Raw genomic sequence first — 16133 nt, forward strand, 5'->3', positions numbered from 1 at the left:
GCATTCATGCCGGGACAGCCACTGCCCCTGTGATTAGAAATCCAATTCGATTGTGCTTGCGAGATGTTTACTTTTGTTTACTTTTTCGCTTAATTGAATGTCTTTTAAAGGAATGGATGGGTTTCTCATAATCGCCGAAAGGATCATGACGTAATCCTTGGCCAATACAGCAATGGTTTTCTTTTTAAACAGTTTCGTACAGTAATCAAAACTGCCCTGAATCTCATCTTGGTCTATTAAGAAGTTCAGCTGTAAATCAAACTTGGCTGCCGTCTCTGTTTGTTCATAAGGCCTGACTGCGAGAGAGTCCACTTCAATATCTGTTTGTTCGGTATTTTGCAGGACAAACATCGTATCAAACAATGGATTGCGGCTTAAGTCCCGTTTCACACCCAGTTTTTCAACTAATTCTTCAAAAGGATACTCTTGATGTTCAAAAGCCTTCAGCATGGTTTCTTTCGTTTCCGTTATATAATCCAAAAATGTCTTTTCCGCCATCGGAGCGGTGCGGATGGCTAATGTATTGACAAACATTCCGATAATGGGTTCCAAATCCGCATGCGGTCTCCCTGCAATAGGTGTACCGACAACGATATCATCCTGACCGCTGTATTTTGCCAGCAGTATGGAATAGGCCGAGAATAGAATCATGTAAGCGGTCGTTCCGGTCAATTCTTCCAGCTGCTTTATCCCTTGGGTGACAGTCTTATCGAGCGTAAAATTGTGCCTTTTCCCATCAAAGCTTCTAACCGGCGGTCTCGCAAAATCTTTCGGCAGCTCGAATGACGGGAGCTCTTCATGAAATACACCAAGCCAATACTCTTCCTGGCTCTTGATTCGTTCTCTTTGTTCTTTTTGATGTTTCCATTCCGTAAAGTCTTTGTACTGAATACGGAGCGGAGCTAACTCTTTGCCGTCATACAATTGAATCAGTTCTTCGACAAAAATATTCATGGAGGCGCCGTCCGTGATAATGTGGTGCATGTCAAACATGAAAATATGCAGGTCTTGTTCTAACTCGATGAGTCCGGCCCTGAGTAATGGAGCTTGGCTGAGATCGAACGGCCGCACGAAGGTCCGGAAACATTCCTCAACCTCGTCGGCTGTTGCTTTGTATCTTTCCATCGAAAACTCCACTTGCGATTTGATCACCTGCACCGGTTCTCCGCGGACCATTTCAAAACCGGTACGCAGCGATTCATGGCGCTGGATCAGTCTTTGGAAAGCGGTTTGCAAGCGATTCATGTCGAGTTTTCCTTCTAATGTAAGAATTCCCGGCATATTGTAGCTCAGTTCTCCGCCTTCTATTTGTGTTGACAGGTAAACCATCTTCTGCACGGACGATACGGGATAGACATCTTTTGCTTTGGCTTTCGGAATATAGTCCGGTCCGTTGGTTTCAGCTTCTGCAATAGCTTGTGCCATTTCTTCAACTGTCGGACATTGAAAGACTTCTCTTAATGAAATGTTTTTGCTGAATTGCTTATGAATTTTGGCGATGAGCGTCATCCCCCGCAACGAGTGGCCGCCCAAATCGAAAAAGTTATCTTTTACACCTATTTCTTTTACCTTCAAAACGTCTTGCCAGATGCATATCAGCTGCTCTTCCATATTCGTCCGCGGAGCAACGTAGTCAGTCCCCGTTTGCAAACCTGCTTCAGGCATCGGTAATGCTCTTCGATTTACTTTTCCATTGCCGGTTAGCGGCAGTTTCTCCAGCTGGATGAAGTATGAAGGGATCATATATCCCGGTATTTGGCCAGCAAGTTTTTCTTTAAGCTGACTGATCGAGAGTGATTGCTCTGCTGTAAAATAGGCATACAAATCGCTTTGGCCATCGGTATTTTCTTTCGCTAGGACAACTGCTTCCTGTACGTGCTTGAGAAGAGCGGCTTCCACCTCACCGAGTTCAACCCGATAACCGCGGATTTTGACTTGATGGTCCCTCCTTCCCGCATATTCAATGTTTCCCTCGGGAAGGTAACGAGCCAGATCGCCTGTTTTATACATCCGTTGATTCGAGTCATATGGGTGCGGAACAAAAGTTTCGAGCGTCAAAGACTCCCTGTTATGATAGCCTCTGGCCAGGCTCACTCCTGAAATACAAAGTTCACCGACGATTCCGACAGGCTGAAGCGTTCCGGCTTCATTCAAAATGAAAATCTCCGTATTTGAAATCGGTTTTCCGATCGGCTGAAGCTCCTGATCTGTATCAGGATCGACGGTATACATGGTCACAACATGCGTCTCCGACGGACCGTAATGATTATGCAATGTGACTTGGTGTCGTGCCAGCATGTCACGCAGCATCCTTGTCGCGATGAGCTGTTCTCCCGCAGCGATGATGTGATCCACGCACTCGGCAAACGGTTCGAAATAGTGTTTCTCTGAGGCAAGGAGCTTAAGGAACGCTGTCGGGAGAAATGCTGTTTGTATCCCGTGCGTTCTGACAAAATCATTGAGCTGCCGTATGTCACGTTTTGCCTCATTGCCGATGATAAAGAGTGTTCCTCCGCTTGAAAGCGCAGAGAACATTTCTTGATAGCAGACATCAAAGCTCATTGCGGCAAATTGCAGCACTCTGTCAAAGCGAAGCTGCGTATGATCCTGCTCATAAGCGAGCAGATTCGTCATCGTCTTGTGCTCCAGCTGAACGCCTTTCGGCTGCCCTGTTGTGCCTGACGTGTAAATAACATACATTAAATCATTTTCCGAGCAGGAAAGATTAAGATTGTCTGTTCTGCCTTGATATAGTAACGGATCATCAAGCAGAAGCACTTCTCCTTCAAAGAGCGGCGGAATAGCGTGACCTGCACAAGTCAAAAGCACATCGGCACCGCTGTCTTTTAGCATAAAAGCCCGCCGTTTTTCGGGAAGCTCCGGATCGATAGGGAGAAATGCTGCGCCGGCCTTTAATATGGCTAAAATGCCGATGATCATATGTGCTGAGCGATCCGTGAGAACGGCAACAACCTGATCAGTGCAGGCACCCTTATCTTGAAGAACGCGCGCCAGCTGATTGGAACGTTCATTCAGCTGACGATAAGTCAGCGTCTGATTTCCAAACATGACGGCTTCATGATCCGGGTTACGCTCAGCCTGCTGCTCAAAAAGCTGATGAATCGTTGTCGGAATTCGTTTTTCCGCAACTGCAGTATCGTTAAAGAGTTGCTGAATGTCTCTTTCCTCTTCCTTGGTCATCATATTTAAACGAGCCAGCTCGGCCTCAGGCTGTTTAATAATCGAATCAACCAGCTGTTCAAAATGCCCCATCATCCGTTCGATCGTTTCCGGTTTAAACAGAGCCGTCAAGTATTCCAGCGTGAACTGAATACCCGCCCCTTCTTCCACAGCAGTTAAAGTTAGATCAAATTTCGCCATCGTATGTCCGTTTGGATATGGTTTGAAAGTGACGTCATTTATCTCTAACTGTTCCTGCTCCGTGTTTTGAAGCACAAACATGGTGTCAAACAATGGATTGCGGCTCAAGTCTCTGGCGATATTCAGTTGATCGATCAGCGCTTCGAACGGATAATCCTGATGTTCATAAGCTTTTAATGCATTCTCCTTCACTTCGGACAGATACTGAGAGAACGTCTTCCCTTTTTCAGGGTAATTTCTCATCGCCAATGTATTGACAAACATTCCGATAATCGGTTCCAAATCGGCGTGCGGTCTTCCCGCTATAGGACTGCCGACAATAATGTCTTCCTGGCCGCTGTATTTTGAAAGCAATAATGTATAAGACGCAAGGAGCACCATATATAAAGTCGATTCAGTTTGGGATGCCAGCTGCTTTAATCCGTCGCTTTTTTGCTTATCAAGCGTAAAATGCATTGTGGCTCCCGCAAAATCCCGTGCCGACGGCCGGATATAATCGGCCGGCAGATGAAGGACAGGAACGTCGCCGCTGTACAGCTCTAACCAATAGGCTTCTTGTTTTTGAATCTGCTGTAATCTCGCTTCGCCGGTCTGCCATACCGCGTAGTCCTTGTACTGGATGCGCAGGGGCGGTAATGTCTCTCCTTCATAAATCCGGATAAATTCTTTGATCAATACGCTCATGGATGTTCCGTCAGAAATAATGTGGTGCATATCAAACATCAGAATTCCGCGGTCAGGTTGAAGTTCAATCAGCCCTACGCGAAGCAGCGGCGGCTCATCCAGGTGAAAAGGACGAATAAATTGGCGGATATAAAGGTCCGCATCATCTTCTTCCCCTTGGTACCACTCTGCTTCAAACGCCGCGTGATCCAAGACATACTGAACAGGTTCTCCGTCAGCCATTTTAAAACCGGTGCGCAAAGATTCATGGCGCAAAATCAGCGTGCGGAAGGCTTGCTGCAGCTTGTCACGATCAAGCTTTCCTTCCACAGTCATCAGTCCCAGCATGTTGTAACTGAGTTCTCCGCCTTCCAAGTGATTCAGGATGTACAACCGTTTTTGTGCTGAGGATACCGGATAATAAGGTCTTTTTTCAATTGCAGGAATCGCGGCATACCCGGTCAGCTCCGTCTTCGTGATCGTCCGTGCGAGCTGTTCAATGGTTGGGAAACGGAAGACGTCCCGCAAAGGAATTTGGACATGCATTTGCTTTTGTATTTTTGCAATCAGCGCCGTTGCCCGCAGGGAGTGTCCGCCGATCTCAAAAAAGTGATCTCTGATCCCCACCTGCTCTAGTCCAAGGACATCCTCCCAAATTGCTGTCAGCTGGATTTCTGCCGAAGTTTGCGGCGGGACGTACTCTATGCCGCTGTCACGCTTTTTGACCGGAGCCGGCAATAACTGGCGATTCAACTTCCCGTTTGGCGTCAGCGGCATCTTATCCAGCTGCACAAAATGAGCGGGGATCATATATCCGGGTAAATGCCGGGCCATTCTTTCGCGAAGTTCACTGATCTGTATTGTCTTATCTGCTGCAAAGTATCCGCACAAGTAATATTCATCATCTGCATCTTTAAGGGCAGCTGCGGCGGCTTCTTGAATATCAGGAACGTTCAGCATCACCGATTCGATTTCACCGAGTTCAATCCGAAAACCTTGAATTTTCACCTGATGATCAATCCGGCCGATATATTCAATATTTCCATCCGGCAGAAGGCGGGCCAGATCACCGGTTCTGTACATTCGGTCCTCCGGTACAAACGGATCGGCAACAAATTTTTCGTCCGTCAGTTCCGGCAGGTTCAAGTAACCCCGCCCGACACCGTCCCCTGCAATATACAGCTCGCCGTGGACGCCCTTCGGCTGCAGCCGTTTTTTTGAATCAAGAATGTACATTCGGTTTCTGCCTAACGGCTTGCCTATAGGGACATAGTTTTGGCTGCGTGCCCAAGCATCGGAAGAACATTCAATGTTGAACAGAGACGCGTCTACGCAAGTCTCCGTAGGCCCATATACATTAGTAATCCCAGGCGCAGCGCCATGCTCGCCGAATAATTGCTTGAGCTTATTTACCGTCGTTTTGGAAAGAGCCTCTCCTCCGATTAAAAGATGCTGAAGCGTGACTCCCTGCAAATCACCTGCAGCTATCAAAAGCTTTAAGTGGGCAGGTGTTCCGTCAGTGATGTCAATCGAATGCTGCCGATAGTAACGGCATAAGGCAGCACCGTCTGACACTATCTCTTTCGGAACAATAAACAAGGTATGGCCTGACAGCAAGGAAGCATACATTTGCTGAACAGAAGCATCGAAATAATATGGAGCGAGCATGGCTATATTCAGCTCCGCATCATAGGCAGAGTATACTTGGCGGCTCAGCCCTTCTATCAGGTGGATGACCTGGCGATGTTCAATTAACGTGCCTTTAGGCTTGCCTGTCGTGCCGGAAGTATAAATGGCATAGGCCAGTTGACTGGACTGATAAGAGAGTGCAAGACTGCTGTCTTTTTCGTGATAGAAATGTTCCTCCATGAGATCGATACATGTTCCTGAGAAGCCGATGTCATCCTGCAGCTTCCCGCAGTAAAGCAATACGCTGATGCTTGAATCATTTAAAATATAACGGATGCGTTCAGACGGAGAATCAGGATCTATCGGCAAATATGCACCGCCCGCTTTTAAAACTCCCAAGATGCCTACAACCATCTCAAGCGAGCGTTCAGTCATAATGCCGACAAGCTGATCCGCCTGCACTCCTTTTGCCTGCAAGGTTCGAGCAAGCTGATTGGCACGCCGGTTCAGTTCTTCGTAGGTGAATTGTTTACCCTCAAATACAACCGCTGTATTGTCCGGAGTACGATGCGCCTGTTCCTCGAACAACTCATGAATCGTTTTTTCACGCGGGTAATGCATGTCATTAGACTGAAAGCGGCTGAGCAGATATTCTTTTTCTTGCTGAGAGAGAAGCTCCAAATCTTCTATTTTGACAGACGGCTGCCGCAATACTTGCTGCATGAGTTTTTCAAAATGACCTCGGAGCCGCTCCACTTCTGATTTTTCATATTCGTTTTCATTAAAACCGAAATGAACGGCCAGCTGTTTGCCAGGTATGACAACCACATTCAAATCATAGTGGGAGTGTTCCTGCATATGAAAATTCGTAATGTTCAGCTCCGTACCATGATGTCCCGTCTCTTCGGCTTGCTGCCCTATCGGATAATTTTCAAAGATCATGATATGATCAATTAAGTTTTGCTTTTGTTCCGTTTGGGCCTGAATTTCGTATAAAGGATAGGTATCGTACGATTGGGAAGCCAGCGCGTTTTGTTGAACCATTTGCATCGTATCAGCAAAAGTGCTGTCCTCATCGCAGCGGATGCGAACCGGAATCGTATTGATGAACAGGCCGATCATCTGTTCCACATCAGGAATTTCCGCCGGCCTTCCCGACACGACACTGCCGAAGACAACGTCTGCGGACCCGCTGTATTTCTGTAATAATACTCCCCATAACGTTTGGATGAACGTATTTAACGTAACCTGATGCTGATTTGCGATCTGCTGTAATTGTTTTGTCTGTTCGTGATCAAATCGGCAGATCAAATTGGCATAGGCGTATTCTTTTTGTTCATGCTGCGCTATTTTATGAAGAAGCGTGGTTTCACCTTTATATCCTTCAAGATACCCGCTCCAGTACCGCTTTGCCGCTCCCTGATCTTGGCGGTCAAGCCACTCGATATAGTCGCTGTAAGGAACTGCCGATAGCGGTTCTGGTTCCCTGCCTTCCTGTAAGGCGCTATAATGATCAAACACTTCCTTCGTGATAAGAGACAGGCACCAGCCATCCATCACAATATGATGGAAGCTCCAAATCAAATGATATTTGCGGTCTTCCATCCGGAAAATCGCTATGCGCATCAGCGGATCCCGAGCCAAGTCAAATCCTTTTGCCTTATCTTCTCTTTGATAGGCTGCGATTGCATCCTCTCTCAGGTGCTCCTCTATATCACGCAAATCTGCAAAATGAATTTGCGGTGTTTGCGTTTTATAGACAATTTGTAAAGGAGTATCGTTCCAGCCGCTGTAAAAACGGGTTCTGAGCACGGCGTATGTTTCAAATAATCGTTCAAGGCTTGCTTTAAACCAATCAATCTTTAACTCTCCCTGCAAATCGAACGATGCTTGTTCAAAATAAGAACTTGAGGCCTCGTCCAACAGGCTGTGGAAGAGCATTCCTTTCTGCATCGGAGTGAGCGGATACACGTTTTCAACCTCACCTGCATGCGGCAGTTGAATGAGGAGCTGATCCAATTCGCCAATGGACATGCCCTTTAACAAAATATCGCTTGGTGTCAGTTCCGATTGTTCTTTATGAACGCAATGCGTAATGATGGTCCGCAGGCGGCTTTGAATCGTTTCCGATAACCGCATGATCGTTTCTTTTGCGTACTGTTTGCTGCTGTAGCTGATCGTAAGCTTCAGCCGGCCCTCGGTGATCATTCCGTTTATATTCAATACATACGGTCTTTCTTGATTTCCGCTTGAGTCTGAACCGCAAGAATAAGAAGATAATTGAACCCCATGCTGCTGTAAATCTTGGTCAAACTGTCCCAGGTAGTTAAAGCTGATCTCGGGATTTAGTTTCGATGGCATTCCGCCGCTTAAGTACCTTGCTATTCCATATCCGATCCCTTTATGCGGAATTTGACGCAATCCTTCTTTGGTCGTCTTGATATAATCAGAGATTTCTTTGCCCGGCTGCGCGTGCAGCACAACCGGATACAGACTTGTAAACCACCCGACCGTGCGGGAGATATCTATATCCTGTATAATCTGTTCGCGGCCGTGTCCCTCTAAATGAATCGGAATTTGTTCCAGTCCTGACCAATGCGATATGGAAAGACCCAGAGAAGTTAAAAGCAAATCGTTTATTTCCGTGTGATAAGCGCGATTCGCTTGTTTTAATAAGAGCTCCGTTTCCTCTTTCGTCCATTCCACAGCTGCTGTTTCACTGTCTTTTGCAGTTGTATGGGTTTCATGAAAATCTTTAGGCAGCGGTTTGACTTCGGTTTGTTCGATCTTTGTCCAATATTCCTGTTCTTGTTTTATGGTTTCACTTTGCGCGTATTCTGACAGTCTCTTAGCCCATAATTGGAAGGAGTCTGTTTTTTGCGGCAGTTGAATCACTCGCCCGTTCTCGGCTTGCTTGTAGCCGCTAACGATATCTTCCAGTAAAATGCGCCATGAAATCCCGTCTATAATCAAATGATGGATGGCAATGAGCAGATGATCTCCATTTGCGCATTGAAACAACCCGGCTTTCATTAACGGCCCATCACTTAAACGCATACTGCTTTGTATCTCATCAGCCTTGGCTTCAATTGTACGCCCCGGATCGGAATCTTCTTTCAGATTCAGGACTTCTAAGCGGTACAGTCCGCTTTGGGCGATTTCTTCATTCTGTGCCTCACAGCCATTTTCCGTAGTCCGGAACGTCATGCGGAGCGCATCGTGATGTTCAGCAAGCTTTTGCAGGGTTTGACGAAGCTGCGTTTCCTGAAAACCTTCCGGCGCATGCAGCATGACGGCTTGATTGTAATAATGCTGATCTGTCGTTATATGATCAAAGAACCAATGCTGAATAGGAGTCAGGCTGACTTTTCCTTTGACCTCACCTTGATCGGCTATACGCAGATTCTGCTTGATATGCGGACTCAATTCTGCAATTGTTGCATATTGAAACAAGTCTTTGATTTCCATTTTGTATCCTTGCTGATTTAATCTGGAGGATACTTGAATGGATTTAATGGAATCTCCGCCAAGGTCAAAGAAATTATCAAGAATACTGACGTTTTCAGCGCCTAATACCGATTCCCAGGCAGAAACTAATATTTCTTCCGCTTTTGATCGGGGAGCTTTATACTCTGCTCTGTCCTGCAGCTCGAAATCCGGAGCCGGCAGCCCTTTTTTGTTTATTTTTCCGTTAGAAGTTAAAGGCATTTCATCAAGTTCGATAAAATAAGCCGGAACCATATAACCCGCCAGACTGTGTGACAATTGTTTCCGGAGCCGGGCTGCCGTTGTTTGCCCGCCGCTCACGTAATATGCACACAATTGTTTAAACCCGTGGACATCCTCTCTGGCTGTAACGACAGCTTCCTTGATCGCTTCTTCTTGAAGCAGTGCCGCCTCGATCTCGCCTAATTCGATACGATAGCCTCTGATTTTCACTTGTTCATCTATTCTGCCCGCATATTCAATGTTTCCGTCCGCCAGCCACTTCGCCAAATCTCCGGTCTTATACATCTTCGCTCCGGGTTCAAACGGGTCATCGACAAATTTCTCTGCCGTTAATTCGGGACGGTTCAAATATCCTCTTGCCACACCGGCGCCGCTGATATAGATCTCTCCCGGGACACCGATCGGCGCGGGTTTCATATTCTCATCAAGAACGTAAATGCTCGTGTTTGCCGCAGCGGTTCCGATCGGTACCGATTCCCGTCTGTCCTTTGCGGCATCGTAACGGTAAATCATGCAGCCGACAACAGTTTCCGTCGGTCCGTACTCATTGCATATTTCAATCCGGCCTTCGAACTGTTCATGAATGCTGCGGGCTAACCGGGTGCTTAAGTTTTCCCCGCCCACAATCATTCTTCGGACAGCCGTTTGATCGGCAATGTTCATTTCTTTCAAAACCTGCAAATGGGCCGGGGTCAATTTAATGATATCCACCCTCGGGTCCCGCACAATCGATTCAAGCAGAGCTGTTTTATCCTCTCCGTCATAGACGATGATTGCATTGCCTGTGACAAGCGGCGTGAAAATAGAAGTCACCGTCAGATCAAAAGAAATTGACGAATACAATGGGAAGTTGGCTTTCTCGCCTTTTACATAAACCTCTTTCGCCCACCAAATATAATTGGTCAAGCCTCGGTGCTCGATTAGTACGCCTTTTGGCCGGCCTGTGGAACCTGACGTATAAATGACATATGCCAAATGGCTCGCATCATTTATCGGAGCAAGGTCAGAGCCATCTTGGTGATAAGAACTTTCATCATCAAGTAAAACCGTGACGCCTTCATAGGCAAGCTGTTTCCTGACGTCCCGCTGCATTAAAACGATTCCGGCTTGGGAGTCATCCAGCATATACCGGATGCGGTCTTGCGGATATTCCGGATCTATAGGGACATAGGCTCCGCCTGATTTTAAAACGGCAAGGATTCCGACCACCGATTCGATGCTGTTTCTTGTGATGATGGCTACAGGCTGATCCGTCTGCACTCCTTTCGCTCTTAACGTTCGCGCCAGTCGGTTGGCCCGCTTATTGAGCTCTCCGTACGTGAGCTGCCTGTCCTTATCAATGACGGCTGCTTGATCGGGCGTACGCTGCGATTGCTCTTCAAATAATTGATGAACCGGCGTCTGCGGAAACGGCGCGGCCGTGTCGTTAAGCGTCTGCAGAAGGGTTCTTCTTTCGCCTTCCGTTAACAATTCCGCTTGATCCACCCGGATATCCGCATCTGTCACGACTTGATGCAGGATTTGCATGAAATGTTCCCGAACTCGCTCTATGCTTGCCCGCTCATACACATTTGCATTGTATTCAAAAGAGATGTTCATCTCGTCGCCCGGTATAACGGTCAAATTAAAATCGTAGTTGGTCTGTTCTTCCATTTGTACGTTGGAAATCGTGATGGATGTTCCGTTTTGGCGGCCTATACTTTCCATATACTGATCAACCGGATAATTTTCGAATATCATTAAATGTGTAATTAAATCTTGCTTTTGCGTTGTACGCGCTTGAATATCGTACAGTGGGTGCGTCTCAAATTGTTGAGACGCTACAGCCCTTTCCTGCGCCTCTTTCATAAGCCCGGCAAACGTTGTCCCGGCTTCACACCGAAACCGGACGGGAATGGTGTTAATGAATAAGCCGATCATGGTTTCCACGTTTGGAATTCCAGCGGGTCTTCCGGATACAACACTTCCAAACACAACGTCCCGGCTGCGGTTATATTTCTGCAGCAAAACCGCCCATGCCGTCTGCAGCAGCGTGTTCAGCGTGACATGATGCTTGCCTGCCGTCCGCTTCATTTTCGAAGTGAGATCGGAGCTTATGTCACACGTCACTTTTTCAGGAACGTATCGTCCGTCTTCCGCTGCATGGTGATCCTTAGGAAGGCCGGTTTGCTCCTCATATCCCTCCAAGTACTGATCCCAATAAGCCGTGGCCTCTTTCGCATCTTGCCGGCCGAGCCATTCAATATATTGACTGTACGGAGTAATTGACGATTGTTCAGGCTGTTTTTGCTGAAGCAAAGCAAAGTAATTCTCGAAAATTTCTTTTGTAATCAGCGGCAGACACCAGCCGTCCATCAAAATATGGTGGAAACTCCAGATAAAACGGTATGTCTTTTCATCCGTACGAAGGATGAATAACCGCATTAACGCGCCTTTTTCTAAGTCGAACCCCCGCATCTTATCTTCTCTGGCATACTGCTGAATCATCGCTTCTTTTTGAGATTCCTTCATCTCTCGTAAGTCATTGAATTGAAAACCGATTTTTTTCGTTTTGAATATGATTTGGAGCGGCTGATCCTTCCAGCCTCTGTAAAAATTCGTGCGGAAAATATCATATTTTTGCGATAAGCCGTCCAAGCTTTTTGAAAATGAATCAATTTCCAGATCTCCATGCAGATCAAACATCGTTTGCTGAAAATAAGCACCAGAATTCGGATCAAATAAGCTGTGAAACAGCATGCCCTTCTGCATCGGCGTTAATGGATAAATATTTTCCGCTTCGCCTAATTCACGCGTCTGCTCCAAAAGCTGTTCCAGTTCGTCGATTGAGATGTCTTTTAACAGGATGTCACTTGGTGTGAGAGAAGTCTGCTGCCGGCTTACGCAATGCGCAATGACTTCTTGCAGACTTTCTTTCAACCCCCGGGCAAATTGCGCCATAGTAGATCTTTCGTATTGTTTGCTGCTGTAGCTCAGTGTCAGTGATAATGTCCCTTCGGCAATCATGCCATTCAAATCAAGCACGGCCGTTCTCTCTTGGTTTTCGTTCATTGACAACCCTGTGGAAAAAGGCGAGATGCGCAAAGCCTGATGCTTCAGGTCTTGGTCAAATTGTCCCAAATAATTAAACGATATCTCCGGATTCAGCTGCAGGCTGTCGGCTTCCGAGTGCCCGGATATATATTTGATGATGCTGTAATTCATTCCTTTGTCAGGGATACGGCGCAGCCCTTCTTTTACGATCTTGATCCGCTGCGACAGGTTTTTTCCGGCTTCCATCCTCAGGACGACAGGGTACTGGCTTGTGAACCATCCTATCGTGCGGGAAATGTCAGCATCCGGAATAATCGGTTCTCTCCCGTGGCCTTCCAAATTCACGACAATGTCTTCCGTGCCTGTCCACTTGTGAACAGCCAGCCCTAACGAAGTCAGCAGCAGATCGTTGATATCCGTGTTGTAGGCGCGGTTCGCTTGTTTTAATAATTGCTCCGTTTCCTCTTTTGTCCATTGAATCGTCACTTCTTCGCTGTCTCTTAATAACGATCCTTCGCTGATAGTGTCCTTAGGCAATGGCTGAGGCTTTATACTTGAAAGCTCGGTCCAATACGCAATCTCCTCTTCCATATCGGTTTCCGCCGCATATTTGGACAATTGATCGGCCCAGGATGGAAACGAGTCTGTTTTTTGCGGGAGCTGGATCGTTTGTCCGCGTTCTGCCTGCTCATAACCGCTTGCAAAATCTTCGAGCAAAATACGCCAGGATACACCGTCAATCAGCAAATGATGAATTGCAATCAGCAAATGATCTCCGTCCGGACATTGGAACAAACCGAGCTTCATCAATGGCCCTTTGTCTAATACCATGCTGCTTTGAATCTCATTCGCTTTATCGGCAATCGCTTGAGCCGGATCGGTTTCCCCTTTATAATTCATCACTTCCAGATGGAATAGTTCACTTTCATCTGTTCCTGTAATTCGCGGAGCGTATCCATCCGGCGTTTTTTCAAAAATCATCCTCAAGGCATCGTGATGCGACGCGATCCGTTCCATCGTCCGGCGAAGCGGGCCCTCTTTAAAGCCTTCCGCCGAATATAACATGACGGCCTGATTGTAATGGTGTGCATGCGGCATTTTTTGCTCAAAAAACCAATGCTGTATCGGGGTCAGCTTGGTTCCGCCATTCACTTCTCCTTGATCAGCCACCCTGCTGACCGGTGCTGCAAACTGACTAAGTTCAGCAATCGAGGGGTGTTTAAACAAATGCTTCATATCAATCTTGTATCCGGCTTGATACAATCTGGATGACACCTGAATTGATTTAATCGAATCTCCGCCAAAATCAAAGAAATTATCCAAAATTCCTATACGTTCTGCCCCTAATACTTCTTGCCAGATAGACGCCAGCAGTTCTTCTATTGTGTTCCGCGGGGCTATGTATTCGTTTTCCGCCCGCGTATTTTCGTCAGCAGCAGGCAAAGCTTTCAGATCAATCTTCCCATTGGAAGTGAGCGGAATGCGTTCCAAAGGGATAAAGCGGGAGGGAATCATATAATTCGGCAGTTCCCGGGATAATTCTTCTCTGAACTGCGCAGCGGTCAAAGAAGGCTCGCCGACATAATAGGCATACAATTGTTTGGCCCCGTCTGCGTCTTCCCGCGCGACGACTGCGGCTTCACGAACGTTTTCCAGATTGAACATGGCTGCCTCTACCTCGCCGATCTCAATCCGGTAGCCGCGAATTTTCACTTGATGATCAATCCGCCCTAAATATTCGATTCTTCCATCCGGCAGCCATCTGGCGAGATCCCCCGTTTTATACATCTTTTGACCAGGGACATGCAGATGCTCCACAAATTTTTCCTCCGTCAATTCAGGCCGATTGAGGTAGCCGCGGGCCACTCCCGCTCCTCCGACATACAGCTCTCCCGGTACGCCGATCGGCTGGATTTGATGGTGCGCTCCTAAAATATAAGCTTGATGGTTGGCCACCGGGCTGCCGATTGTGATCTGTTCATCAGCGGACTGAACAGGGTGAAATGTAGATACCACGCTGTTTTCTGTCGGTCCGTATTCATTATTGATCCGAATGCGAGGCTGCAGAGAATGCAGCTTCTCAACTGTATCTGTTTCCAGCTGCTCACCGCCTACAACAACATGCTGAACATGGATGAAATCCTCTCTGTTCATCTGTTCGATCATCGTTTTCAGAAGACGGGGAGAAGTTGAGAAATGAGTAATTCTTTCTTGTTTTATGGCATTTTGAATGGCGAAAGTTTCTTTATTCTCTTCATTAGGCAATAGGTGCAAAGTTGCTCCTGAGATGAGCGGGCCGAAGAAATTTAAAATGAACGCATCAAAAACATACGGGTACAAGACAAGTACGCGATCCGCCGGAGAATGCTTGAAAAACGCCTTCTTCCACTGAAGCGAGTTCACAATGCCGCCGTGTTCAACCATGACCCCTTTCGGCTTTCCTGTTGTACCCGACGTATAAATGACATAGGCTAAATGGCTGTGTCCCGCTACTGGTGATAACAATGAGCAATCGGCATGGTATGATGTTTCATCATTCAAATCAATCACCGGGCCGTCAAAAGCGAGACTGTTTTTTAAATGATGCTGAACAAGGAGAACGTCTGCATCCGCATCATGAAGCAAATATTGAAGCCGCTCTTTTGGATATTCAGGATCCAGGGGCACATAAGCGCCCCCTGCCTTCCAAACAGCTATAATGGATACGATCATCTCTAATGAACGATCAGCGAGAATGGCAACTAACGTATCGGGTTTAACCCCGCAATTACGCAATGTTCTTGCCAAACGGCTCGCCTTCTCATTCAGTTCCCTGTACGTCAAATGGTCGTTTTTAAACTTGACGGCCGCATGCTCAGGTGTTCTTTCTGCCTGCTCTTCAAATAATTGATAGACTGTTCTGCTCCCGGAGAAATCTCTGACGGTGTCATTAAAATCAAACAATAGCTTCTGTTTTTCCGCTTCCGGTAAGATCTCTGCCGTATGGATCGCGGCTTGAGGCTGAAACAGAATCACAGACAGCAGCTGATCCAAATGGGATACAATTTGATTGATATAGCGCTCATCGTACAGATTGCCGTTATAAAAAAGCTTCAAATGAATCCCGTTGTTCTCCAAATCAAAGTGAAACAGCGTATCGGTTGCAGTATCTTCTTTACATTGCAAGGAATGAATTTCGTTAAGCGAAACGACGGTATGAATCAAAGGCATATGCTCGTCATTGTATTGCACGCTCAGATGCCGGACCATTTTTCTAAACGGCAGGTTTTGATTTTTCAGAGAATCATTAACAGCTTCTTTCAGCTGCCCGAATACGGTTTTAAATGTGCTCTCGTTTGAAAGCGTATTTTTTAAGAGGACAATGTTGTTAACGGCTGACTGGCCGGCTTTTTGCTTCGATACCGTTGGAATGCCAAGAATCAGGCTCGTGCGATCCGTATATTTATACAACAAGCATTCAATACCCGCCAATAAAATCAGATAGGCCGCCATATCGGAATGATTCGCCATTGTCATGATTCTTTGAGATACTTCCGGAGATAAGGAACGGCAGATGCATTTTTCCTGGTAGCCGGTACGGGCCAACGACGCTTTATCCGCTGCTTTAAAGTAAGGGAATGCGCTTAGGCCGTCTTCTTCATCAAACAGGTTTTCCCAGTACGTTTCTTGAGTTTTAAATACCGACATTGGAGCACCTC

The 16133-nt window shown here is 46.7% G+C and carries 1 protein-coding gene; it reads right to left on the bottom strand.

The annotated features are described in order from the left end of the window. Positions 1–33: 33 nt before the first annotated feature. Positions 34–16122 (bottom strand): non-ribosomal peptide synthase/polyketide synthase, encoded by a 16089-nt coding sequence (locus JNUCC21_RS09655; RefSeq protein WP_369878782.1) that lies wholly within the window; start codon positions 16120–16122, stop codon positions 34–36. Positions 16123–16133: the final 11 nt, after the last annotated feature.

This window comes from Bacillus sp. JNUCC-21, assembly GCF_041222765.1.
Lineage (GTDB): Bacteria > Bacillota > Bacilli > Bacillales > Bacillaceae > Bacillus > Bacillus velezensis.

Bases quoted from the DNA above. Each gene is read 5' to 3' on its own strand.
- JNUCC21_RS09655 (WP_369878782.1), bottom strand. From the start codon at position 16,122: ATGTCGGTATTTAAAACTCAAGAAACGTACTGGGAAAACCTGTTTGAT.